This is a genomic window from Bacillus thuringiensis (assembly GCF_001455345.1).
GTDB lineage: Bacteria > Bacillota > Bacilli > Bacillales > Bacillaceae_G > Bacillus_A > Bacillus_A thuringiensis_N.
The window spans coordinates 3,861,560-3,886,288 of sequence record NZ_CP013274.1; the positions used below are offsets into that span (position 1 = coordinate 3,861,560).

Consider the following 24,729-nt stretch of genomic DNA (forward strand, 5'->3'; position numbering starts at 1 on the left):
TTATTGGTATGAAATTTAGTCATATTTCTCTTCATTTTCCCTTCACACCTATTGCCTTATTTGAGGCCTTTCACATTATTCGCATTAATTTCTAGCCCGTGTTTTTTTGCAACTTCAGAGATTCGTTCATAACGACTTAACTTCTCTACTTCAGCCTGTAACTCTTGATTTTCTTTTTGCTGCTGTACAATTTTTTGTTCTATTGTAGCAGCTTCTACATTAACTTGATAAAGGCCTGCTTTATTTCCAATAAACGCTACACAGGCATACAATAAAAAGCCAATAAACGCTACATACAACAGTTTTTCGATTCTTGTAATCTTCGCTTTAGCTTTTGGCTGAACCATCTGCTGTGGGGGCGTTTGAATCTGAACCTCTTCTTGCGCTTGTTGCTTGTACTTTACAGCTAAGTTACTCATACCTCTCTCCCCTTTTTATCGTTTTTCAGCGATTCTCAATTTCGCAGAACGCGCTCGATTATTTTCTTCTAACTCTATATCAGAAGGTAAAATCGGTTTTCTTGTAATAAGCTTTAATTTCGGCTTAAATTCATCAGGAATAATTGGTAATCCTGGCGGCAATTGTGGCGTTGTACTATTTCGCTTAAACGTCGTTTTACAAATACGGTCTTCTAAAGAATGGAATGTTATAACACTAACTCTTCCGCCTGGCTTGACCATCTCAATTGCAGATTCCAACGCTTCTTCGAATACTTTCAATTCATCATTTACGGCAATACGGATTGCTTGGAACACTCGCTTCGCAGGATGTCCACCCGTTCTACGAGCAGGAGCTGGAATACCCTCTTTAATTAGTTCTACTAATTCTGCTGTCGTTTCAATAGCTTTATTCTCACGATACGCTTCAATTTTCCTAGCTATTTGTTTTGAAAATTTCTCTTCACCATACTGGAAGAAAATCCTTACAAGTTGTTCATATGACCAGCTATTTACAACATCATATGCTGTTAAAGGGGCGTCTTGATCCATCCGCATATCTAACGGTGCATCATGATGATAACTAAAGCCACGCTCTGGTGTATCTAATTGCGGGGATGAAACACCTAAATCAAATAAAATGCCGTCTACTTCTGTTATGCCTAATTCGTGTAGTTTCTCAGATAAATAACGGAAATTACTTTTTACTGTTATGAACTGCTCACCGTATGAAGAGAATTTTTCTTTCGCATTTTGAATCGCTATTTCATCTTGATCAAACGCGATTAACTTTCCGCCTTCAGTTAATTGGGATAATAAATAAGAACTATGTCCTCCTCCCCCCAGTGTACAATCTACATATGTACCATCTGGCTTTATATCTAAGCCGTCTACTGTTTCCTTCAAAAGCACTGTTACGTGTTTAAACATTGTTGCACCTACTCTTTTTCCAATTAATTATGTTGAATGCATCTCCTCCCCTAAACGTACATATCACGATTAGAGAACGAAATACTATGAAAGAACGACTCATTTAACTTGCCTACAAAGGCAGCATACTATACAAATCGCTATTTTCTTTTATTATATACTAAATTTTATCATCTTTTGCGGGAATTTAAATAAAAAACTGTCGAAAAAGATAATAATACGTTTACATTTTGTGCTATTTTGTCATATATTTAAGTATCCTGCATAATTACGATATCCATCGTTTTAAAATTAATAATTCAGAAAAATTTCACTTCACAGTAAATTCAACAGGACAAAAATAAAATCCTGCTCCTAAGAGCAAGATTCTATAGTTTTATAACATGATGTTTTCCGTCCCAAGAAAACGGGTTTTCCATTACACGATCAACGAAATCCAAACCAAACTGATTTAAATAGTAACATACATTCCACACACGCTCTTGCGGCGCTCCTAATGGACGAAGTGCAAATTGTATGCGACGGAATTTATTTAGCTGCACTTCATGTTTTTTCTCAATATTTCTTTTCAACATTCTTTCCAACAGTTCTATTTGTTCATTAATTTTGAATTCATTTTTCCCTGCAAACCCACTTAACCCCGGATCTATTTTCTTCACAAACTGTTGTAATGACGTATGAATATCAATTATTTCTTTTTTCGCCTCTACAAATCGTTCATCTATCGGTTCCTCTATTTGATTAGATAACCAGTTTTCACGCAACTTATCTACGTTATTTACAAACGGATCACTCTCTTGCAATTGTAAATCATGTAAATCTGTCCCTATATCTCTCTCTATATAAGTGATTGTAATACGTGGAACGACAGGTGGCATTCGGAAACCGATAGTATGGAAGACTTGTTGCAATTCACTCCAATAAGCTAATTCCCCCGGACCTCCAATAAACGCCAGCGTAGGGAATACATACTCTTGCATAAGAGGGCGCGTTACAACATTATTACTAAAACGTTCCGGGCTTCTTTCCATCTCTTCAATCAATTCTTCATACGAAAAGGAATACGCTCCATCTTTCCCAACAAACTTCCCTTGATCGTCTTCAAGTAACACTCGCTCGTTATCAATTTCCATGAATATATGCACTGCATTAGACTTCGTTTCAATAATCGGTTTATATCCTAATTCTTTAATTACTTCCTGTTGGTTATGAAGCCCCTCTTGCACTTCTTTATACTTACCTACAATTTGTTTGAAAAACGGCAATTCTTGTTTTCTTAATTCTGGATGATGCGAATCGACAAGAATTAAACCAGAATTCACGAACATTTGCATAATAAGATGAGCAAAGAAATCTACATACGTATTCGATTTCCCCAAAGAATCATCAATAAATTGCAGTACATCCTTTGTAAAATTCGTTTCAGGGTATGTTTTGAAAATTTCTTCAATCCACTTTCTACAGTCTTCCAGAGAAAGCTCGGACTCTGAAGCACTCGCTTTTTTCGGATTACGATCATGAAAAATAGTCTTTTTTATTTTTTTATTCTTCGTTACAAAAGTATGATTAATTTCATCCATATCATGGTCTTCACCAGCAATCCAGAAAACTGGAACAACTTTAACACCTAAACTTTCTTCCTTTTCCCTCGCAAGCTGTAAAACTGAAATAATTTTATGAATCGTATAAAGTGGTCCAGTTAATAACCCAGCTTGTTGTCCAGCTATAACAACATATGTATTTTCATCTCCAAGCGCTTTTACATTTTGAATTGTAGCTTCTCCCGCTTGTAATTTTGTATTATATTCTAATAAATGCGCTACTAAATCTTGGCGGAAAAACTCCCTCTCACGCAAATCTTGTACACGCTGTTTAAAAGCATCTTCTGTTAACATATAATCAAAACACGACTGTATCTCTTTTTTACCGTTCATATAGTCCGCTACAACACCTTGTTGCGGAACAGAGATTTCTTTTATCTCCATACAATTCTTCCTTTCGTATCCTGTTCTCTCACCAATCCACATTGTAGTCAATGTTTCACGTAAAAGCAAAGAATTACACTTATACTTTTACTTCCAATCCTTTTATTGCATCGAATAAAAATTGAAGTGTCGGAACGGATTGTTGTTGTTTCTTAGCTTCTTCTAATACATATCCAACAATCGCACCAATCTCTGTTTGTCTATTCGCTCTTACATCTGCCAGCATAGATGATGTATTATGAGACGTTTTTTCACATACATGACGTACCATTTCCCATACCATTTCTTTTTCTTCTTTAACGAGAAAAACGACTTCGTGGAATACTTGCTCCATCATCTGATAAAAAAACGGGTTCGTAATCAATTCTCCGTTCTTGACTTGTAATAATGCCGTCAATGGATTGATACATACATTAACTACTAATTTCTTGTGCATAACATCCTTCCAATCATCTTCTATTCGAATCGGAAAATGAGGAAAAGGAAAGCAATTAAATATTTTTTCAAAATGTATAGACCGGCCGTGCACGATTCCAAACTTTGTTACACCTATCCCTGTATGATAAACGGTATGTCTTTCTTCTTTTTTTGCACCATGCTCCACAATTCCAACTGCAATATTTTCATTCTCTATTTTCTGCATAGCATGAAGGTGTGACATTCCGTTTTGCAAAAAGATTAATGAGGATTTCCCTCGCACAAAAGGTAGTATGTCAGTTATATGATATTGCTTAACAGCAATAAATATATAATCTAGCTGCTGGTCTAGCATACTTTCTATCGGCAATACCTGCGGGAATACCGTTTCACGTTTCCCCTCCCTAATACAAGTTACACCCGTTATATTTAATTCGTCAGCCTGCTTAGCTGTCCTTGTAAACAACGTAACATCTTGATTACTTTTTTGTAAATAAAATGTATACAATAGACCGATAGCTCCTGGTCCCACAACTCCGATTTTCATTTTCACACAAGGAACTCATTTGAACACGATACATGAGTCCCTTTTCCCCTCCCCTTTTATTCCGCTAACACCCGATTCGTGCGGAATCATATTTAACTAAAGATGAACAAACGCCACCAATTACAGTTTCACTTTATCCTCTTCAATTACATTAACACAGTTTATAACTTCATTACTTTTTGACAAACAAATGCCACCTCTTCTTCCAATATGTATATACTACTTATTAATATGCTTCTACTCTTAGTTTAGCAAATCCTCAAAAAAATAATAAAAGAAATATACTATCATCTTCATAAAAATAAAAAAATGAGTTATAATATTATTATAAATATTTTTACTTTTCTGCATTCAACAAGATAAGAAAAGGATGTGATGTTATGGGATTCCCAAAAGTTGAGCGCTTGCTCATCAATTATAAAACATTAGACGAGTTTAAAAAATTTAAAGGTTGTGGAGCTCAAGAGCTATCCATGTTAGAAGAATTACAAGCAAATATTATTGAAAACGACAGTGAATCTCCATTTTACGGTATTTATTATGGCGGATCACTCATTGCACGTATGAGTCTATATATGAAAAGGAACGGCGGGGAACCATTCGAAATTACAGGTACTTACCTAGAACTCTATAAACTTGAAGTGTTGCCAACTTTCCAAAAACAAGGATTCGGAGAAATGCTTGTAAATTATGCGAAGGAGCTACAGTTCCCAATTAAAACGATCGCACGTATTCATTCAGCTGGTTTTTGGGATAAATTAAATTTCCAACCTATATCAGTGCCTGATGGTGATTTTTATGTTTGGCAACCAGAAACAAATTTGAATGCGGTTACAAATGAAGAATCTGCATAAGAAATAAAAAAAACAGCTACATCGCAGCTGTTTTTTTTATTTCTTTAACTTCTCTAATTTCCCATTCGACCGAGCGCTATTTCTTTCCGCTACTATTACACTTCTTTTTTGATCAATATAATCAAGCAATGTTCTATATTCTTCCTCATATACTGATAATCGCTCCAAAAGACGTTCTTTCTCTGTTTGTAACGATTCAATTTGCTGTTGCAACACCATCAAAGAATTTTCATCTTTATAATTTTGCAAGAAATCAATAACATCATTCAATGTAATTGACGCAGGCTCCAATACCTTCGTCTCTTTCACTTCATAATTTTCTACTTTACGCAGTTGCTTCGCTTCTTCAATACGTTCTTTGTATTGCTTTCTAACATAAGAATTCCACCTAAAGCCGCATGCTGCTGGTGTACGGGATAAATGTCTTCCTACTTCTTTAAAGGCAGATAATTGCGTTCCACCTTCTTGAATATGCCGGAGTACTACTTCTGCCAGAAGCAAATCTTCATCATCAGTCCAAGCATCTTGTCTTGTTGTCGCCATATCTCTAGTCCTCCCTATGCATTTTTTATTAAACATATGCAGTTACTAGAAAAGATAGAATACAACAAATAAAGAATAAGACAAAAAAAAATAAACGTAGAAGATATCTTCTACGTTTATTTTCCCGCAATTACTTGCTGATTACTTCTTTACCTTTGTAAGTACCGCATGCTTTACATACACGGTGAGCTAATTTCGCTTCACCACAGCTTGGGCACTCTACCATACCAGGTACTGATAATTTGAAATGCGTACGACGCTTTCTTTTTACTGTTTTAGAAGTTCTTCTAAAAGGTACAGCCATTCTTCCCACCTCCTTAAAAGAAATAGTTATTTTCATATGAAGGCCTGAACCAGTCTTCCGATTATTTGTCAAAAAACTTTGCAAGTCCTGCCAACCTTGGATCAACAGGCTTTTCTTTGTTTTCTTCCGAAATCACTTGCCAGTCTTGACCTTGCATCGGTGCTCCACCAGAAACATCATCACTGAAAATTTGCATTGGAATCTCCAAAAGTATATTTTCCTTGATTACGGGCAGTAAGTCAAGTACTTCTCCTTCTAAACAATGAATTTCAGCTTCAGTTTCAAATTCTTCTTGTGAAGTTTGGAACACCTCAGTTGTTTTAATGTCAAATGGTAATGTCACATCTACTAAAGAGCGAGAACATGGTAAAACCATGCTTCCAGTTATATGTAGATGGAACGTAAACTTACCGGAGCCAAAATCAACTCTTCCTGTTACATGAACAGGATTAATTTCACGAATATCTTTCTCGACCTCTTTTAGCTCACTTACATCTACCATCTCATCCAATGTCAATCCTTTATTTCTCAATTTATTCAATTGATGGATGGACCATTTCATATCATATCACCTCAAGGCAACAAACAAAATTATAGCTAGCCATTTTATATTTGTCAATGTTTTTTCTTTACACTATAATGAAGTCATCATAGTAAATAATATATAGAGTATCACGTTTTCCAAAAAGATGCTACATCGAAAGGAGAGATTCCCATAAAAGCCAGTGGTATTGTTGTTGAATATAACCCTTTTCATAACGGTCATGATTATCATGTGCAACAAACAAAAAAGTTAACACACTCTGATATTACAATCGCTGTTATGAGTGGCCCTTTTTTACAACGTGGTGAGCCGGCACTCGTATCCAAATGGTATCGCACCAAAATGGCCTTAGCATGCGGTGTAGACCTCGTTGTAGAGCTTCCGTATGCCTTTTCAACGCAAAAGGCTGAAACCTTTGCAAATGGCGCTATTTCTATTTTAAATGCCCTACACGTTTCTGAAATTTGTTTCGGCAGTGAAGATGGACAAATCGAAAATTTTTATAACACCATCTCTGTGCAAAAAAATGAAGAAGAGACTTTTAATCGTCTTGTAAAGCAATTTATGAACGCAGGTAATAGTTACGCAAAAGCTACATCTGAAGCTTTCCTACACATCTTATCTTCTGAAAAAAATATAGACATGTCACAACCAAATAACATTTTAGGCTTCCAATACATAAAAGCAATACTGACGCAAAATAGTTCTATGCAAGCACAAACGATAAAAAGATTCGCATCTCATTATCATGATGAAACATTTAATGACCAACATATTGCAAGCGCAACAAGTATTCGCAAACAACTGTTTAGCGAAAATAGTTCCTTTACAGAAATTGAGCCTTTTATCCCAACAGCGACTGCTTCTCTTTTAGCCAGTTATAAACAAAACTACGGGACATTACATAATTGGGAACAATACTTTTCATTTTTTAAATACAAACTCATGACGATGTCTCCACAGGACTTACGACATATATATGAAATTGAGGAGGGTTTAGAGCATCGTATTTTATCAAAAATACAAACCAGTTCCTCCTTCCATTCATTCATGGAATCATTAAAAACGAAGCGTTATACGTGGACTAGATTACAAAGAGCTTGTACACATATTTTAACCAATACAACAAAAGAAGAAATACATAGCGCAAATATAGAGCAACATGCACCGTACATCCGTCTACTAGGCATGTCACAAAAAGGACAAACTTACCTTTCAAAAAACAAGAAACAAATAGAGCTTCCAATCCTTACCCATACAAAAACATTTGACCATCCTACTTTACACATAGAGCGAAAAGCCAATTCTGTATATTTCTCCATCATGCAAGAACCATTACGAACACAACTACTAAAACAAGATGCAACACACCATCCAATTCGTTATGATGAAACAACTGCAAAATTCCTATAAAAAACCTCTCTTTTTCAGAGAGGTTTATTTTTTCTCACCCATTTTTTCCAAATACATTAATGCATCATCCAGTGTATCAACTGGCACAACTTTCATTTTTGTTTTAATATCTTTCGCAGCCTCAAGTGCATCTTTATAATTCGATTTCTCCGCACCTTTTTCATTTGGTGCAAAGAACACTTCAGCACCAGCATCACTTGCAGCAACTACTTTTTGTTGAATACCACCAATCGGGCCAATTTCTCCTTTTTCATTAATCGTACCTGTTCCAGCTATTTCATGCCCTTTTGTTAAATCCTCTTCCACAAGTTGATTATATATTTCTAATGTAAACATTAGACCTGCCGATGGTCCACCTATTTCATGAGAATCAATTTTCACTTTCGGATCTACCACTAATTCTCTTTCCGTAACGATAGAAACACCTATACCAACACGTCCATTTCCATTCGGAATGGTCTTTACATTTAAACTTTCTTTTAATTGTTTTCCATTCCTCTTGTACTCAATATTTACTGTGTCTCCTTCTTTTTTCCCTGTCATATATTCAATAAATTGCTCCGTCTTTTCAAATGTTTTTCCATCGACAGCTATGATGACATCTCCAAGTTTAAGCTTCCCTTCTGACGGCATCCCTTTCGCTACACCAGCAACCAATACACCTTGATTTTCAAAAGAAACCGTACGATTTGCACGTTTATAAGCATTATAGATTGCTGCATTTTGCGAATCTTTCATCGCATAATTTTGGCGAAATTGATATTCTTCATCACTCTCACCTTTTTGCAATATTTCTTCCGCTTTCGAAATATGTGTATATTTATTAAACTGTGCCGCTATTAAATTCACTACATTTGCCGGTCCCATCGAAACCGTAACAAGCATAAAATCACCAGATTCTTTTGTTCCCCCCTCAACTTGAACGTAAGGCTCTAATTTGGCAGCCATTCCTGGTTTTGTTACATAATACGGTAAACGTACATAAACAAGTAACATCGCCAATATAACCCCTATTAAAATTGCATATATAAACCGAAAACGTTTAAACATTATGTTTCTCCTTCCACTGCTCAATTAATAAATAGATATTTGCAACATGTTTTTCCGCTTCTACCTCTCCAACTCGAATAATGTCTTCAATGTTTGTAAAAGCACGCGAACTAAATTGTTCTACAGCTGGTCGCATCATTAAATCAGATGCAATTTGTCGATTCATCACAAGCTCATGTTGCATAATTTCAATACTCTGCATAATCACGTCATAAATAGACGTAACCTCTCCATTTACTTCAATTGGTGATACATCAACAGCAATGACAATATCGGCACCTAACTCTTTCACAACCGATACCGGAATACGATCAATCACTCCGCCATCCACCAATAACCGTCCATCTATTTTCTCTGGTACAAACACTCCAGGAACAGATATGCTAGCCCTCACCGCATCTGCAACTGGCCCACTTGTAAAAACCACTTTTTCCCCCTTCAAGATGTCAGTAGCCACAACAGCCGTCGGGATATCTAACTCTTCTAAATTTTTATTATATGTAAACATTTTAATCATATCTTTGACACGTTTTCCAGCTATAAATCCCATTTTCGGAACCGTAAAATCTAAATAATATTTCCTCTTAAAAACATTTGCCAGTTTATACAATCTTTCAACGTTTGAGCTAGCTGCATAAAATGTACCTATTAAAGCCCCCATACTACTTCCTGCAATCATATGAATTGGTATACCATTTTCCCTTAAAACTTTTATAACACCAATATGAGCAAACCCTTTTGCGCCCCCAGATCCAAGAGCTAAGCCAATTTTCGGTTCTGTCATTTTTCTCACCCTTTAATTTTTTTCATTCCTTTTTCATACTTATGGTCTAAATTCACTACGTATCCACGTATACTGAAATGAACGTTTTTTGGGACAAAGGGGGATTTACTTACATGTATGAAAAATGGAAAACGGCTTTCCTTACCATATCAACACTTTTTTTAACCTTTTCTCTTGTACTTCACCCCCAAGCTGCTTTACAAGCTTCCATTCGAGGGTTAAATATATGGTGGGAAGTTGTATTCCCTTCACTTTTACCTTTTTTCATCATTGCGGAACTTCTCATTAGTATTGGTGTTGTAAAATTTATAGGCGTTATATTAGAACCACTCATGCGGCCACTGTTTCGCGTTCCAGGGATAGGTGGATTCGTTTGGGCAATGGGAATGGCTTCAGGCTTCCCTGCCGGCGCCAAATTAAGCGCTAGACTACGCAAAAGCAATCAACTAACACAAATCGAAGCAGAGCGTCTCGTATCTTTTACAAACTCATCTAATCCACTTTTTATTTTCGGAGCTGTTTCTATCGGTTTTTTCAATAATCCGAAATTAGGAATCGTATTAGCTGCTGCACATTATTTAAGTAACTTTGCCGTCGGGTTACTAATGCGTTTTTACGGCAGTAAAAACATTCCCAAGAATGATCAACATACTACTAAAAAACGCCCTTTTCAAAACCCTTTTTCAATCCTACACGAGACGCGCATGCTAGAAAAGAGACCAATAGGAAAATTACTGGGGGACGCTATCGTTTCTTCTATTCAAACACTACTTATGATTGGTGGATTTATTATTTTATTCTCTGTTTTAAATAAAATGATTACTGTATTTCATATTACAGCAGCCCTCTCTTTTATTATGCAACATATTTTATCATTCTTCCAACTAACTACCGAATTTAGTATTCCGATATTATCTGGCATTTTTGAAATGACTCTCGGAAGCCAAATGATTAGTCAAATAAATGAAATACCCCTCCTGCATCAAGCTATGGTAACAAGCTTTATTTTAGCATTTAGCGGCCTTTCTATTCAGGCACAAGTTGCTAGCATATTAGCTGAAACAGACATCCGATTTAAGCCCTATTTTTTCGCACGAATTATCCAAAGTATTCTTGCCCCTATTTTTACTTTTATATTTTGGAAACCATTTTATGAAAAAGTAAGCTCTTTTTCACCTATGCAAAAAGATATCCCCGTCTTTTTATCGAATCACTCTTCTATACTGCATGAAATTTGGACATCTTTTGTACACTATGGACCGATATTTACATTATTTTGTTTATATGTATATGTTATCTTATTATTTTTTCGGAGCCATAAAGAAAAACCCCGTTCACTTTAACGGGGTTTGAAACTTTTCTTTTAAAGCACGTTCTACAACAGGAGGCACAAGATCTACCACGCTTCCTCCATATCTCGCAACTTCTTTCACAATGCTTGAGCTTAAAAATGAATATTGGTTGTTTGTCATAATAAAGAAGGTTTCAATGTTTTCATCTAATTTTCGATTCATAGAAGTAATCTGCATCTCATATTCAAAATCAGAAACCGCTCGTAAACCACGTAAAATTGCATTGGCATTACGCATTTTTGCATACTCCACTAATAATCCACTATGCGAATCCACTTTTACATTTGGGATATCCTTTGTTACTTCACGAATTAAATCTAGGCGTTCTTCAACTGAAAAGAACGGTTTTTTTGATGAATTGTTTAAAACGACTACGTACACTTCATCAAACACTTTCGCTCCCCTTTTAATAATATCCAGATGCCCAAGGGTAATTGGATCAAAACTCCCTGAAGAAATAGCTATACTTGTCATTCTGTCTCCTCACCTTCATACTTATAAATCGATATTGCTGTAATCCCATATTTTTCAGCTCTTACTTTTACAAGATTCCCTATAGAATCAGGTAAAACCACATCATTACCATGCTCTGACATAATTAATCCATCTCTATGTAGCAGTCCATGTTGATCCATCACACTAATTAAAGATACAATTTTTTGATCTTTATATGGGGGATCTATTAGTATAAGGTCGAATGACATTTCACGCTTTATGAGTGCTTTGACCGCACGCTCAGCATCATTTCGATATACTTCAGCTTGTTCCTGTATTCTGCAACTTTCTAAATTTTGATGAATGACTTTTATTGCTTTATTATCTCGATCAACAAAAATTGCTTTATCAATCCCTCTACTTATCGCTTCGATTCCAAGACCACCGCTACCACCAAATAAATCAAGAGCGATACCGCCATCAAAATAAGGACCTATCATATTAAAAATTGATTCTTTTACTTTATCTGTCGTTGGACGTGTTGTATTACCTGGCACCGCTTTAAGTGGGTGCCCTTTACATTTTCCTGAAACTACTCTCATCTGTTGTCACTACCTTTATTTCAATCTAACGAGCAATTATAGAAAACCCTTCTCTATTCAGTAACCGCTACCAAACTATACTAGTCTGTTCATCTTTCAACGGACACTAAGAGAACTTAGCTGAAAATAACCGCTCTGCATTTTTATGTATTCATCTCACCATTCGCTAACACGAATCCATTATGTATATTCGTTTCACTTTATCCCGCGTTAACGCCCAATTGGTGAAGGCTAATAATCAGCAAGGAATACCCCGTCGATTAAAGTTTCACTTTACCTTTTTTATCCTATCATAAAATAAAAAAAAGAAAAATAAAAAGCCCAACATAAAATTTAATTTCATAATGTATATCTTTATTTAGATTGGACATAAATAATTATAACAACATCACCTTCGATGTTGTTGCCAACCGCGGAGAAGACTTACGTTTCCCCATAAGTTCTTCCTCCGGTTTCTCCTCTCCCTTTGCCTTCTTACTAGTATATGCTAGTATAAGAAGGGCCCTGCTTTGCAGGGTTTTTTTTATTTGTCTACTTTTCATTTAAAAAGCGAGATGATACAGTAAAAGAAAGAGGAGGAAAAAATATGATTCAACGTTTTATAGAACTCGGAGAAGGCTACTCTGATTTATATGAATTACTTGAAATTGCCAAAGCAAATCAAGAACGTATAGCACATATGTTACAATTTGAAACGATTAAAAATGAAAAAAAAGTGTGCTCACTTGTTGTAATATTAAAACCAACTACTACTGGTGATTTCCAACCATTATACATATGTCGTGAAGGCATTCCTGTACTTGAAAATAAAAAAAGTAAACGCGTCATTTTATTTGAAGAAACGGCAGAACAACTAGGAAAAAAAGTAATTACCTTTACGGTAAAACCATCCACAACTTTCCCAGAAAAAGAACTGTTTTTCAACCATTTAATTGGTATTTTACGAATGAATAATTTCATTCCTCCAATGAAATAAAGTGTTATTTCAAATGAAAAATCCCCCACTAAAATTAGCAGGGGATTTTTTCTATTAGCTATAATCGTATTCCTTCGCCCGATCAGGACGTGAATTTTCAAATTCCGTTTTTAAATACGGGCGGTACGACTGTTCTATCTTTTTCACAAAAGGAAGTTTATTCAACTTTTGCATCATATGCTCAATTTGTTCCATATCACAATATACTACTGCGTATTTTAAGCGTTTTGATATGTAATGTATGTTACCATATTTCCTTAAAATCTTGGCATGTTTCAATGAATGTAAATAAACAATCATACTTTGTCGTTGCCCGAACATAATCTTCTCCATCTTCTCCTTTTAAAAACATATATTTTATATTTCATGAAAACCAATCAGAAATTTATGACATTACAGGACAAACTCTGTATACGTTTTCTTCTATCTTCTAAAAAACGGGGTAAATTACCCCGTTTTTTTACAGCCGCAACCTCCGCCGGTACCACAACCGCCACCACAGCCACCAGCATCAAAAAATGGATTTCCTGTTGGAACTTTGATGGAAGAAGACACCTCAGAACCGATTGCTACACTAACTTCATCTAACAACTTTTGCAAAGCCGTTTCTACTCGTTTAAAAGCTGCAATCTTATCGTGTAAGTCTACAGAACGCTTTAACTCCCTCATTTTCGTCGAAACGAAAGTATAGTCAGGATGGTATTTACCGAAACGTTGTACTTCTTCATATCTTTCTTTCATCGCTGTAAATTGCTGAATTAACGTCTGAACTTCCATATCTTCATGCAATTCTTTATAACACTTACGATAATCTTCTGCTATATCTGAACAGATGATCGCTTTTGCAAGCTGCTCTGCCTTATCTAATATTAATACGCTTTCTAGCGTCGCTACAATCATGAGAGACACCTCCGAGTACTCATCATACCACATTTAGAATAGAACTACTAATTGAAGTGTCTCACTAAATAGAAAGATATCATTCTAACTATTTTTATATAATGTCAGCACACACTTATACATTAATATGTTCCGCAATATTATATTTAAGGACATCCCATTTCCCACTATTTTCGTTCACATAACTAATACAGGCGTTTTTTAACGGTGTTTTAAACGTAATATCTTCTGGTGCAATTGCATGTAAAATTGCTTTTATCGCATGTGAATGGGCTACAATGATAATACGTTTGCCAGAATGAGTTTCTGCAACATCTTTTACCGCAGCAAAACAACGAGCTACAATCTCCTCATCTTGCTCCATACCTTCTACTTTACCTTCTGCAATTAATTCCCTAACAGTCGCAACCGGCTTCCCAGAAGCTTCACCAAAATTACGTTCAACAAATCGCTCATCTAATAAAATTGATTGTAATCCAGTTGCCCCTGCAATTTCCTTAGCTGTTTCTTGCGCTCTAATTAATGGGCTACTTATAATGATATCCCATGCCTCCGCTTGCAAAGCAGCTGCACTTTGACTTGCTTGCTTTTTCCCCACTTCGTTAAGCGGAATATCTTCACGTCCCTGAATAATCTCTTGAAAATTCCAATCAGTTTGTCCATGTCGTACTAAACAAATTTCCGTCATGCTCATGCTGCAACTCCTTTTTAAATAATCCGCTTCTATTGTATCAAAAGTTCTGCATGACGGACATAGTTTTCCCTTCCAATTATGTTGTATTTTGCTGCTTCATATACTGAAACATATCAATCATAATGGAAGCAACTGCCAATTGATTTTGAAATTTCTCAACTTTATCTGGTATCGTTTTTTTGAAATGTTGCATAGCTGCTAACTCAAATGCCTCTTTTTCTTCAGGGTTTCGCGTTAGTTTTCTATACCAATACGGTTGCTCCCTAATATAGCGAGATAAATCCTCATCAGCCTTTATAAACTCCATAATTTCTGCTCTCATCCTCTTTCCCCCTAATCCTTCTGAAAGAAAAATGGATTATTTTCGGTAGTACTCTCTTCTTGCCGCGCGGGCTTCCCTTGAAATTGTTGAATAACTTGTTGCACACTACCAATAGCACTCGTCACATTGGCTAAATGATGTTGCATTTGTTCCACATCTAGCTTTTTAAAGAAAGAAAGCATTTGTCCCATCACATCAGCAGTTTTTTCCTCTTCAGTTCGATTATCTTTTTCTTTTTCTTTTTTATTTTCTTTTACTGAAGAAAAAGCAGGAGCTCCATCAGGTCTAAAATTTGCCCATATCGGATCTTCCTCACCAAGTAAGTACCATTCCTCATAAAACTGTTGCCAAGTTTTGTGACCACTTCTAACCTCATGAACCATTTTAGGGTGATGGTTTACAAACTCTTTAAACTGTTGAACCGATGGATGTAACGGTCCTTTTGTTGTTGGCATAATCCTCACCTCTTCATGTATATCTACTATATAATAAGAAAAAAAAGGCGCATGGTTCGCCTATTTTTAGACGATTCATGCACCTTTTTATCCTACTATTTGCATAGGGGCAGATTCCCCCTACAATTCATTGAATATGAAGTCATTATCCGGGAGGTGTCCCTTTCACAACTTACAATCTCAATTTACTTTCGAATAAAGTTTTGTGTATAAAACTTATCGTATACCCCAACACCTAACCCTGTAAATTGTTCATTCAATAAATTCTTTCTATGCCCCTCACTATTTAACCAGCCTTGCAACGCTGCAATTCCATCACTATGTTGCGCTGCTATATTCTCACCAGCAAGCTGAAATCCTACTTTCCCACGCTGTAAACGATCTCCTAACGTACCTAATGTAGGTGAATCGTGTGAAAAGTAATTATTATCCTTCATATCTTTACTATGACCAATAGCCACATCCGCTGTTTGTTGATCCCAAGCTAACAATGGTAACTTATGACGACTTCGAATAATATTCGTTAAATCAAAAATTTGCTGCATATTCCCATTCTCTATTTGTTTCATTTTATCTGGAGTCAACGGTTGTTCTGCTAGTAATTCCCCCGAATAAACAAGCTGATACGGTCTTTGACGTAATAATGTTTCGTCATCCATATAACGAACACCAACAAGCTCATGTGTAAAATGATCAAAATATAATTGTGCCCAGCCATCTTCTACAGGTATTAATGGTTGTTCCATCACTTCGGTATCAGATAACTCAAATTGATAACTATTTTTCCCTCTTTTCAACGAAATCTCATGAGAAAGTGGATTCTTTTTATACACGTCTTCATACTTTTCATTTATATAATAAGGCGGCACCTTAACTTGCTCACCAGCAACATACGCCGTTACAACTTTACGTTCAGCAACCCCAAATTGAACATACTGAGCTAAATCTTGACTGTATACCCACCATTCATATCCGTAAGCAGATGGCTCTATTCGAGAAGGTTCGCCCCACTTGGCTAATAAATTTTCAGAGTCCCCACCAATCATATTTAAAACAGTATCGGAAGAGTCTTCATTTACTTGTTTTTTCTTTTTCACAATTTTATTTTCTTGCTTTGATTGAGATGGGGTTAATATATATTGTGAAACGAGTAATTTCCCGTATAAATCAACAGCTAAAATCAAAAATGTAATCATTACGATACGCAATAATTTCTTCAATCGATATACCTCCTGCACAAAACATAAAATTGAGATATACACAAATCCTTTTCTTTCCTTTTTTGTGTGTACCGTACTCTTTTCACTATATCATATTTTCGCAAAAAAAGTCTGGATTATCCCTTTTCTCTCAATATGAATTGCACTTTCTTATTATTCATACTATTATAAAAATAATGATGTAACATGAAAAGAGGAGGTATTATATGCAATTTACAAATACGAAATTTAATGGGGCAGTCGTTGATTTAACACTATTAACAGAGATTATGGAAAAGAACCATTTTGTACTTGCTGGACAGTGGGATTATGAACGAGTTACATACGATTATAAATTTGAAATATTAAATGATGTTTATTATTTGCGTGTACAAGGTTTAGCTGTTGAAGGTGACATTGGTAGTAGACACGCTGAAATAAAGCTACTTCCTCCCTTGTTAGGTAAACATTATTATCCTCACGGCGTTGAATATGGTGATGGCGAAACTTTCCCAACGAATGTACTTCAAAAAAGTGAACAGCTCCTACAAAATATCGAAAAAGAGTTAAAAGAATTCGAAATCATTGAATAAAATAAAAGTGAGTGCATCAATATGATGCACTCACTTTTATTTCGTTTGTAAATACGGCGGTAATTTCTGCAACTGCTCTTTATCCTTTTCACGCTCTCGACGTGCCCATCGAAAGAATACATAGCCGATAATTGTACCATACACTATTTCCTGGACAATTTTCATGATAATGCCGCCTGTTTGTTGATCTTGTACGACTGGCATCCAGTGTAAAAATTCTGGTCCAGTTATATTTAAATCTGATAAAGTTCCTGCTGGTACACATAATTCCATCGCCTTCATCCAAGCAGCCGGATCCGTATATGTTGCAAACAGCGGTGCAGTCGCAAAAATGATTAACGCGCAAGCTGGCGTTAATAATATACCATTAGCAAACATATAACCAAGTTTCTTTATATCACTTAACGTTTGATATTCTGGTAATGGATTTAGCATCGGCCACCACATCATGATCGCCGTAAAGAACAATATAGCTAGACAAATAGGATGAGCAATTTGACTTTGTTTTACTGTATCAAAAACAACTGGTAAATGATAAAAAGAAAACAGGCCATTAAATACAAACAATGCAATAAGTGGCTTAGCAAATACCTTTAATATAATTTGAACGAACTTAAAGGAAGTAATATAACGATATAACCAAACTGGTATACCAAGCAACAATAACGGCGGAACTGCAATATACATAACTGCCATTTCAAACATATGTGCACTAAATATAATATGACCAATTAAATCAATAGGCCCTCCCTTTACAAAATACAAAAGAACAATCCCGGTCGTAAAATAGAAAACTTGCTTCTTACTCACCTTTGTCGCATGTTCAAATCGCATTCTATATGGCCCGATAATTAAAAAGTACCCAATAAGGATCGAAAGCATAAATAATAAAAAGATTGGACTCCATAGAGCTTGAAAACCAAATATCCACAAGTTACTCATTGTCACACCTACCTTCTTAAGGTTATCCTTTCACATAATATGAAGAGGGAGCTGTGACAACACAAGCTCCCTTATTCTTCACTTTTCAAATCCATACTATTGTCATAAAAGCTAAAATTGTAATTAACCCGATTAACAGACCAGAATAAAGAAAGAAACTTGCCGCTTCATGTCCTCTATGACTCATATGCATAAAATAATACAATTGAAAAATTACTTGTACCACTGCTAATAGTAAAATAAATGGTACTGAGAAAGTCGGACTAAACGTTTTCGGATATGCTACTGCTACAAATGCAACTAATGTTAAAAAAATCATTAATGCAAATGTAATAACTTGATGCTTCATTTCCTCTGCACTTTTCCTCTTCCGATAAACAAGATCAACTTTAGGATTATTTGTTTGCTTTATCGCCATTTGTTTATCCCACCATTCCCATTAAATATACTACAGTGAAAATAAACACCCAAACTACGTCAATAAAGTGCCAATAAATCGATGCAACATAAAACTTCGGTGCATTGTATAAATTTAGACCCCTCTTCGCATTTCTAAAGATTAATGTTAAAATCCAACACAACCCAAACAATACGTGGAGTCCATGTGTACCAACAAGAGCATAAAACGCGGAACCAAACGCACTACTTCTCATAGTATGCTTAAATTCATGCGTATAATGATAAAACTCATATATCTCAAACCCTAAGAATCCTAAACCTAGCAACACTGTGACTAGTAGCCAAAGTTGCATTTTTTTAAAGTTAAAGTTTTTCATATGATACATCGCATATACGCTCGTTAAGCTACTCGTTAATAAAAGCATCGTCATAATGAAAACGAGTGGCATTTGAAACATCTCTTGAGATGTCGGTCCACCATTTGTAGAATTCTTCAACGCTAAATATGTGCCAAACAAGGAAGCGAACAATACTGTTTCGCCTCCAAGAAATAACCAAAAACCGACAAACTTATTTTTCCCCTCAAGGGTTGCTTTTTCAGGCTCTGCTGGAAATGTTTCATTCGTTAATTTTTCATCTACATGCATTATGCCTTGCCCCCCTTATCTTCTAAATCTTCCTTATGAATATGATATCCATGATCATCTATTACTGAACGTAGGAACATTGTGCCAAATGTAATGATTAAACCAATAATTGCTACTAATAACCAAAACTTATCTTTTCCACCCTGCATATACATTGCACCGAATGCCGCTATAAACAACCCTAACGAAATGATAAATGGTGAAAATGATGGATTTGGCATATGAATATCACCAACTGGTTCCGCCGCTGTCATCTCTTTATTCCCTTCACGTTTTTCAATCCAAAACGGATCTAATCCGCGAACAAATGGTAATTGTTTAAAGTTATATTCCGGTGTAGGTGCTGGCATTGTCCATTCTAATGTACGTGCATCCCATGGATCACGACCAGCCTTTTCTTTTGATACCGTTGTTTTAATTACATTGAATAGAAGAACAATCGTTCCAAGAGCCATAAACACCGCTCCAATAGAACTAATCATATTCCCCATCTCCAATCCTTGCCCTTCAAGATATGTGTAGTAACGACGCGGCATACCAATTAACCCTAGGAAATGCTGAATAAAGAACGTTAAATGGAAACCGATAAAGAATAGCCAAAACGTTATCTTCCCTAACGTTTCATTCAATACTTTATTAAACATGAGTGGCCAATAATAATGAGCCCCTGCAAGTAAACCAAATACAACACCGCCAACGATTACATAATGAAAGTGTGCTACTACGAAATAGTTATCATGAAATTGATAATCAGCTGGTGCAGATGCTAGCATAACACCTGTAACTCCGCCCATTACGAATGATGGAATGAAAGCTACTGCCCACATCATCGGTGTCGTAAAACGAATACTTCCGCCCCACATCGTAAAGAGCCAGTTGAATATTTTAATACCGGTCGGAACCGCAATTGCCATTGTTGCAACTGAGAAAATAGCATTTGCAACTGGACCAAGCCCAACAGTAAACATATGATGCGCCCATACCATAAATCCTAAGAATCCAATTAATACTGTCGCAAACACCATCGACGAATAACCAAATAATCGTTTTTTCGAAAATGTCGCGAAGATTTCTGAGAATATTCCGAAAGCTGGGAGTATAAGAATGTATACTTCTGGATGACCGAAAATCCAGAATAAATGCTCCCATATAATTGTATTCCCGCCCAATGCTGGATTAAAGAAACTTGTTCCAAATAAACGATCTAACATTAAAAGTCCTAATCCTACAGTTAACGGCGGAAAAGCGAATAATATTAGCGAAGATGTTACAAATGTCGTCCATGTAAACATCGGCATACGCATATACGTCATTCCTGGCGCACGCATATTAATAATGGTTACAAGAAAGTTAATACCTCCAATTAATGTACCAATACCGGAGATTTGCAAGCCGAGTACATAAAAATCAACACCATGGCCTTTAGAGGCTAAAGCTAAAGATGCATAAGATGTCCATCCTGCATCAGGTGCTCCACCTAAAAACCAACTTAAATTTAAAAATACTCCACCAAAGAAAAACAACCAAAATCCGAGTGAATTCAAAAACGGGAACGCTACATCACGTGCACCAATTTGAAGTGGTACAGCGGCGTTCATAAATGCAAACACGAGTGGCATAGCTGCGAGGAAAATCATTGTTGTACCGTGCATCGTTAATACTTGATTATAAGCATCCCCAACAAGAAAAGCGTTGTTAGGAATCGCTAATTGAAGGCGAATAAATAGAGCTTCTATTCCGCCTATTACAAAAAACAATCCACCTGCAATTAAATAGAGAATGGCAATCTTTTTATGGTCTACTGTCGTTAAATAATCCCATATGACAGCACCCATCCCCTGTTTTTTTGCTACAGAACTCACGTTTTCAACCTCCCCTTCGCGAATAATCCCTCTTTACTTTTCAACTTTTAACGTTTGTAAGTATGCATTTAATGCATCAATTTGATCATCCGTTAAGTTGCCATATTTACCAGTCATTTTATTTCCTGGTTTCATATTTTCAGGATCTTTCAGCCATTTTTTTAAGTTTTCTTCATTGTTTTCGGCAATACCGGCAACCATATCGCGATCCGCAAAGTTTGCTAAGTTTGGTGCGATACGAGCGGAAGGTGGTCTACTATCATTAGATCCAACTGCGTGACAACCAATACAGCTTTTATTAAATATTTCTTGGCCCTCTTGCGCCTTTGTTGAAGCTACTTCTTTCTTCCCATCAATCTTCTTCATATCAGCAAGCCACTTTTTGTACTCGCTTTCATCTAAAGCTTTCACTTTGAATTGCATTAAAGAATGTGATGGGCCGCAAAATTCTGTACAAAAACCATTATAAGTGCCCGATTTGTCTGCCTTTAACCACATTTTGTTCACATTATCTGTATTTGTATCCATTTTCCCAGCTAAAGATGGAACCCAAAATGAATGTTTAATATCGGCACCCTTCAAATTCAAATACACTTTCTTACCTGTGGGGATGACTAAATCTTGAGAAGTTACTATTTTTTCTGATTTATAAGAAAATTCCCACCAATAAAGATTCGCTGTTACATCAACAACGATAGTATCTTTATCAATATTCTTTTTCTCCATCGCACTTACATCAGCAAGTTTGAATGTATATGTAACCGTCGGAACAGCTAAGATTAACAAAAGAATAATCGGAATAACTGTCCATATAATTTCTAGTTTGTGATTCCCTTCAACTTGCTCCGGAATATAATCTTCCTGACCCTTCTTTTGTCGGAAACGCACAATTACATATAAGAAAATAATAGTAACTACTAGTACTACTCCTACCATAATCGCAGTTGCGAGTAAGAGCAAATCATATTGCATTTTTGCTACTTCTCCTTGCGGAATTAAAGTAGATTGAAAGGCTTTACCGCATCCCCCTAACAGTAAAGCCAGCAGTGAAACGAACGAAAGCAGTCGCCACTGTTTCTTCATACAAACAACCCCCACTTTCCTTGTGAATTAGATTGTACTTTATAGTTAAGTAAAGTAAATCTCAACGTAAAGAAATCCAATTATGTCGTTGTCTTAGAAGAATGTAACTACAATCATTGATACAAATAAGATTGTTAAATAATTTAGGGAATAAACAAACATTTGTACGGACCATTTGATGTCATCTTTCTTACGGAAGCCATAAAATCCTAAAATGATCCATCCGATGTTAAGCAAAGTTGCAATTACCATAAATGTTATCCCTAGTCCACTCATATAAAATGGTAGTGGCAATAAACATACTGTCCAAATCATAATTTGGCGTTTCGTAATTTCAAATCCATGAACTACAGGAAGCATTGGGATTCCTGCATTTCGATATTCATCAACACGTTTCATTGCTAATGCAAGGAAATGTGGGATTTGCCAAATAAACATAATCAAAAATAACATCCAAGCAATTGGATGGCCTAAAGATGGATCGATTGCTGCCCATCCAATTAAAGGTGGAACTGCACCAGAGATACTACCTACAACAGTATTTAGTGTATACTTTCTCTTTGTCCATAAACTATATAGAACAACATATGTGAAAGCACCAATAAACCCCATTAACACTGCCATTGGTGTTGTTAATAATAAAAATACAAATCCAAGAAGTAATATAACTAATCCAAATGTAAGTGCAAATCCTGGTTTATACTTTCCAGTAACCGTTGGACGGGTCTTTGTTCTTTCCATTAATGGATCGATGTCTCGATCAATGTAGTTGTTTAAACAACATACCCCTGCCATAACTAATCCAGAACCAACGATTGTAAAAAATAACTTATCCAGATTGTCCATCACACTTAGTCCATTAAAGTGTAATGCCAACCAAAATCCTGTAAATACAGTAAGTGTATTTGAGTTTACAATCCCCATTTTAACGAGTGCTTTTAAATCTTGTAACCGAGTTGTTTCCGGTACACTTGTAACAGCAGACTCATCATGCAGCTCACTTGTTGCATGGTTCATCACTTTAACCCCCTCTTAAAACTTTCATCTTTCTTTTTGCGCCTATTTCAAATGAAATATTTCGCTTCTATATAGCAATATTATTACAGTAGAAACATTGTTAACCCATTCTACTACTAATCTACGCCCATACTCCAATATATTAAATCACATTTCCCGAACATTTTGTGAAGAAAACATGAACTTTTTGTGTCGAACATAAAAAACTTAATTCTTACTTGTCCTTATCATAACATGATGTTACCTTCTATCATAAACTTTTTTGTCATATTTAACACGTATTCTCCCCATTTCTTTTCAAAATCGCCTATTTTCTCCCTAATTTTTTCCTTATACATCCTATTTCTACACCCATTTTCTCTCCCCTGTCTTCCCCCGCCATTTCTTTGCTATTTTATTATTTTTTATATATCATAGGAACTAGCGCGTTTTATTCTATACATAATGGAATGAAAATATTTCGCAATAACTTCATAGCAGAAAGATGGTGAACGAGATTGCAACGCTTTATTAAATGGTTAGCAGTCATTACGAGTCTTGATTTATTAATAGTTTTATTAGGAGGCGCCTTAGTTACAAAAACGGGTTCTGGCCAAGGCTGCGGTAAATCATGGCCGCTTTGTAACGGTGAATTTGTTCCATCTAATTTATCAATGGAAACTATTATTGAACTGAGTCACCGCCTTACATCAGGATCCGCAGGAATTCTTGTCACTCTCCTTTGTATTTTGTCCTGGAAATATTATAAACATGTGCGCGAAACAAAAACGTTAGCAATTTTATCCTTCGTATTTTTAGTTGCACAAGCATTAATGGGGGCTGCAGCAGTTGTTTGGGGACAAATGCCCGCTGTACTTGCTATCCATTTCGGTATTTCCTTAATTTCATTTGCTTCTGTTATTTTATTAACGTGTCTTATCTTTGAAATTGACCAAAAATTTGATGCACGTTCACTTATTATGGACAAAAAAATGAAATTTCATATTTATGGTGTAACAATTTACTGTTATCTCGTTGTCTACACAGGAGCTTTAGTACGTCACGAACGAGCTAGCTTAGCCTGTCCAGACTTCCCTTTATGTAGCAAAAATAGACCTATGCCAACTCAACTCCATGAATGGGTTCAAATGGGACATAGAGTTGCAGCAATGTTAATTTTCGCTTGGATACTATACGCGATGATTCTCGCTATACGTCATTACAAGCAGCAACCTGTCGTATACTGGGGATGGATCATTTCATTTATCCTTGTTACACTTCAAGCTATCGTAGGAATTTTAGTCGTATTTACAAATGCTAGTTTAGCAATGGCATTATTACACTCACTATTCATTTCTTGCTTGTTTGCTGTACTATGCTATTTAGTTATGTTAGGTACAAGAAGTAAAGTGAATGCAAAAGAAGCTGCATCAACTTCTAAACAAACAAAATAAATTAAAACAC

At 35.8% G+C, this 24,729-nt stretch carries 29 protein-coding genes; 6 read left to right on the plus strand and 23 right to left on the minus strand.

Annotated elements, in window-relative coordinates:
* Positions 1–56 precede the first annotated feature (56 nt).
* The 4 genes from ftsL to panE form a co-directional block, all read right to left on the minus strand.
* Complete coding sequence (gene ftsL, locus ATN06_RS19920) at positions 57–419, minus strand: cell division protein FtsL (protein WP_000067082.1); 363 nt, start codon at positions 417–419, stop codon at positions 57–59.
* Positions 420–434: 15 nt separating this feature from the next.
* Positions 435–1,367, minus strand: coding sequence for a 16S rRNA (cytosine(1402)-N(4))-methyltransferase RsmH (rsmH, locus tag ATN06_RS19925; protein WP_060632043.1), 933 nt, complete (start codon positions 1,365–1,367; stop codon positions 435–437).
* A gap of 368 nt (positions 1,368–1,735) precedes the next feature.
* Entirely contained in the window at positions 1,736–3,352 is a 1,617-nt protein-coding gene (gene bshC, locus ATN06_RS19930) for a bacillithiol biosynthesis cysteine-adding enzyme BshC (RefSeq protein WP_060632044.1), read from the minus strand.
* 79 nt (positions 3,353–3,431) lie between these two features.
* Positions 3,432–4,322 carry a 2-dehydropantoate 2-reductase gene (gene panE, locus ATN06_RS19935; protein WP_060632045.1) on the minus strand — a complete coding sequence of 297 codons (891 nt, stop codon included), beginning with the start codon at positions 4,320–4,322 and terminating at the stop codon, positions 3,432–3,434.
* A gap of 374 nt (positions 4,323–4,696) precedes the next feature.
* Between panE and ATN06_RS19940 the strand changes: the two genes are divergently transcribed.
* Positions 4,697–5,170 (plus strand): N-acetyltransferase, encoded by a 474-nt coding sequence (locus tag ATN06_RS19940; protein WP_060632046.1) that lies wholly within the window; start codon positions 4,697–4,699, stop codon positions 5,168–5,170.
* A gap of 36 nt (positions 5,171–5,206) precedes the next feature.
* Here the strand turns inward: ATN06_RS19940 and ATN06_RS19945 are convergent, their stop codons facing one another.
* The 3 genes from ATN06_RS19945 to ATN06_RS19955 form a co-directional block, all read right to left on the minus strand.
* Complete coding sequence (locus ATN06_RS19945; RefSeq protein WP_060632047.1) at positions 5,207–5,713, minus strand: RsfA family transcriptional regulator; 507 nt, start codon at positions 5,711–5,713, stop codon at positions 5,207–5,209.
* Positions 5,714–5,843: 130 nt separating this feature from the next.
* Positions 5,844–6,017 (minus strand): 50S ribosomal protein L32, encoded by a 174-nt coding sequence (rpmF, locus tag ATN06_RS19950; RefSeq protein ID WP_001984764.1) that lies wholly within the window; start codon positions 6,015–6,017, stop codon positions 5,844–5,846.
* A gap of 61 nt (positions 6,018–6,078) precedes the next feature.
* The gene (locus ATN06_RS19955; protein ID WP_048550548.1) at positions 6,079–6,579 is read right to left on the minus strand and encodes a YceD family protein; all 501 of its coding nucleotides are present in this window, start codon (positions 6,577–6,579) and stop codon (positions 6,079–6,081) included.
* A 153-nt stretch (positions 6,580–6,732) separates the two neighbouring features.
* Between ATN06_RS19955 and ATN06_RS19960 the strand changes: the two genes are divergently transcribed.
* Complete coding sequence (locus ATN06_RS19960; protein ID WP_170955057.1) at positions 6,733–7,974, plus strand: nucleotidyltransferase; 1,242 nt, start codon at positions 6,733–6,735, stop codon at positions 7,972–7,974.
* A 24-nt stretch (positions 7,975–7,998) separates the two neighbouring features.
* On the opposite strand, the gene ATN06_RS19965 is transcribed toward ATN06_RS19960, so the two are convergent.
* Positions 7,999–9,024, minus strand: coding sequence for a SepM family pheromone-processing serine protease (locus tag ATN06_RS19965; protein ID WP_060632049.1), 1,026 nt, complete (start codon positions 9,022–9,024; stop codon positions 7,999–8,001).
* A complete protein-coding gene (locus ATN06_RS19970) occupies positions 9,017–9,808 on the minus strand; it encodes a patatin-like phospholipase family protein (protein WP_060632050.1) in 792 nt (263 codons plus the stop codon). Before ATN06_RS19970 ends, ATN06_RS19965 begins: the two co-directional genes overlap by 8 nt.
* 113 nt (positions 9,809–9,921) lie before the next feature.
* On the opposite strand from ATN06_RS19970, the gene ylbJ reads away from it, so the two are divergent.
* Positions 9,922–11,151, plus strand: a complete 1,230-nt coding sequence (gene ylbJ / locus ATN06_RS19975) for a sporulation integral membrane protein YlbJ (RefSeq protein ID WP_060632051.1) — start codon at positions 9,922–9,924, stop codon at positions 11,149–11,151.
* Here ylbJ and coaD read toward each other — a convergent pair.
* Positions 11,143–11,634, minus strand: a complete 492-nt coding sequence (coaD, locus tag ATN06_RS19980) for a pantetheine-phosphate adenylyltransferase (protein WP_060632052.1) — start codon at positions 11,632–11,634, stop codon at positions 11,143–11,145. The two genes, ylbJ and coaD, sit on opposite strands and share 9 nt — an antisense overlap.
* Entirely contained in the window at positions 11,631–12,197 is a 567-nt protein-coding gene (gene rsmD / locus ATN06_RS19985; RefSeq protein ID WP_060632053.1) for a 16S rRNA (guanine(966)-N(2))-methyltransferase RsmD, read from the minus strand. Before rsmD ends, coaD begins: the two co-directional genes overlap by 4 nt.
* 586 nt (positions 12,198–12,783) lie before the next feature.
* Between rsmD and ATN06_RS19990 the strand changes: the two genes are divergently transcribed.
* Positions 12,784–13,173, plus strand: coding sequence for a DUF7147 family protein (locus ATN06_RS19990; RefSeq protein ID WP_060632054.1), 390 nt, complete (start codon positions 12,784–12,786; stop codon positions 13,171–13,173).
* Between the two features lie 54 nt (positions 13,174–13,227).
* Here ATN06_RS19990 and ATN06_RS19995 read toward each other — a convergent pair whose 3' ends face one another.
* The 6 genes from ATN06_RS19995 to ATN06_RS20020 form a co-directional block, all read right to left on the minus strand.
* Positions 13,228–13,494: a YlbG family protein gene (locus ATN06_RS19995; protein WP_002080814.1), complete on the minus strand. Its 267-nt coding sequence runs from the start codon at positions 13,492–13,494 to the stop codon at positions 13,228–13,230.
* A gap of 126 nt (positions 13,495–13,620) precedes the next feature.
* Positions 13,621–14,073, minus strand: coding sequence for a YlbF/YmcA family competence regulator (locus ATN06_RS20000; protein ID WP_000634353.1), 453 nt, complete (start codon positions 14,071–14,073; stop codon positions 13,621–13,623).
* Between the two features lie 115 nt (positions 14,074–14,188).
* The gene (locus ATN06_RS20005; RefSeq protein WP_060633175.1) at positions 14,189–14,761 is read right to left on the minus strand and encodes a histidine phosphatase family protein; all 573 of its coding nucleotides are present in this window, start codon (positions 14,759–14,761) and stop codon (positions 14,189–14,191) included.
* A gap of 82 nt (positions 14,762–14,843) precedes the next feature.
* The gene (locus ATN06_RS20010; protein ID WP_001200991.1) at positions 14,844–15,089 is read right to left on the minus strand and encodes a YlbE-like family protein; all 246 of its coding nucleotides are present in this window, start codon (positions 15,087–15,089) and stop codon (positions 14,844–14,846) included.
* 11 nt (positions 15,090–15,100) lie between these two features.
* Positions 15,101–15,544, minus strand: a complete 444-nt coding sequence (locus tag ATN06_RS20015; protein WP_060632055.1) for a YlbD family protein — start codon at positions 15,542–15,544, stop codon at positions 15,101–15,103.
* Between the two features lie 185 nt (positions 15,545–15,729).
* Positions 15,730–16,764, minus strand: a complete 1,035-nt coding sequence (locus ATN06_RS20020) for a CAP domain-containing protein (protein ID WP_060632056.1) — start codon at positions 16,762–16,764, stop codon at positions 15,730–15,732.
* Positions 16,765–16,970: 206 nt separating this feature from the next.
* Between ATN06_RS20020 and ATN06_RS20025 the strand changes: the two genes are divergently transcribed.
* Positions 16,971–17,336, plus strand: coding sequence for a YugN family protein (locus tag ATN06_RS20025; RefSeq protein WP_060632057.1), 366 nt, complete (start codon positions 16,971–16,973; stop codon positions 17,334–17,336).
* A gap of 36 nt (positions 17,337–17,372) precedes the next feature.
* Here ATN06_RS20025 and ctaG read toward each other — a convergent pair whose 3' ends face one another.
* The 6 genes from ctaG to ctaB all read right to left on the minus strand — a co-directional run bounded on the left by ctaG (position 17,373) and on the right by ctaB (position 23,286).
* Complete coding sequence (gene ctaG, locus ATN06_RS20030; RefSeq protein ID WP_060632058.1) at positions 17,373–18,278, minus strand: cytochrome c oxidase assembly factor CtaG; 906 nt, start codon at positions 18,276–18,278, stop codon at positions 17,373–17,375.
* 85 nt (positions 18,279–18,363) lie between these two features.
* Positions 18,364–18,696, minus strand: a complete 333-nt coding sequence (gene ctaF / locus ATN06_RS20035; protein WP_060632059.1) for a cytochrome c oxidase subunit IVB — start codon at positions 18,694–18,696, stop codon at positions 18,364–18,366.
* Positions 18,697–18,700: 4 nt separating this feature from the next.
* Positions 18,701–19,324, minus strand: coding sequence for a cytochrome c oxidase subunit III (gene ctaE / locus ATN06_RS20040; RefSeq protein WP_000557861.1), 624 nt, complete (start codon positions 19,322–19,324; stop codon positions 18,701–18,703).
* Positions 19,324–21,159 (minus strand): cytochrome c oxidase subunit I, encoded by a 1,836-nt coding sequence (ctaD, locus tag ATN06_RS20045; protein WP_170955056.1) that lies wholly within the window; start codon positions 21,157–21,159, stop codon positions 19,324–19,326. Before ctaD ends, ctaE begins: the two co-directional genes overlap by 1 nt.
* Before the next feature lie 60 nt (positions 21,160–21,219).
* Positions 21,220–22,269, minus strand: a complete 1,050-nt coding sequence (gene coxB, locus ATN06_RS20050; protein WP_000745278.1) for a cytochrome c oxidase subunit II — start codon at positions 22,267–22,269, stop codon at positions 21,220–21,222.
* A 93-nt stretch (positions 22,270–22,362) separates the two neighbouring features.
* A complete protein-coding gene (ctaB, locus tag ATN06_RS20055; protein WP_060632060.1) occupies positions 22,363–23,286 on the minus strand; it encodes a protoheme IX farnesyltransferase in 924 nt (307 codons plus the stop codon).
* A 497-nt stretch (positions 23,287–23,783) separates the two neighbouring features.
* Between ctaB and ctaA the strand changes: the two genes are divergently transcribed.
* Positions 23,784–24,719 (plus strand): heme A synthase, encoded by a 936-nt coding sequence (gene ctaA, locus ATN06_RS20060; RefSeq protein ID WP_001188732.1) that lies wholly within the window; start codon positions 23,784–23,786, stop codon positions 24,717–24,719.
* Positions 24,720–24,729: the final 10 nt, after the last annotated feature.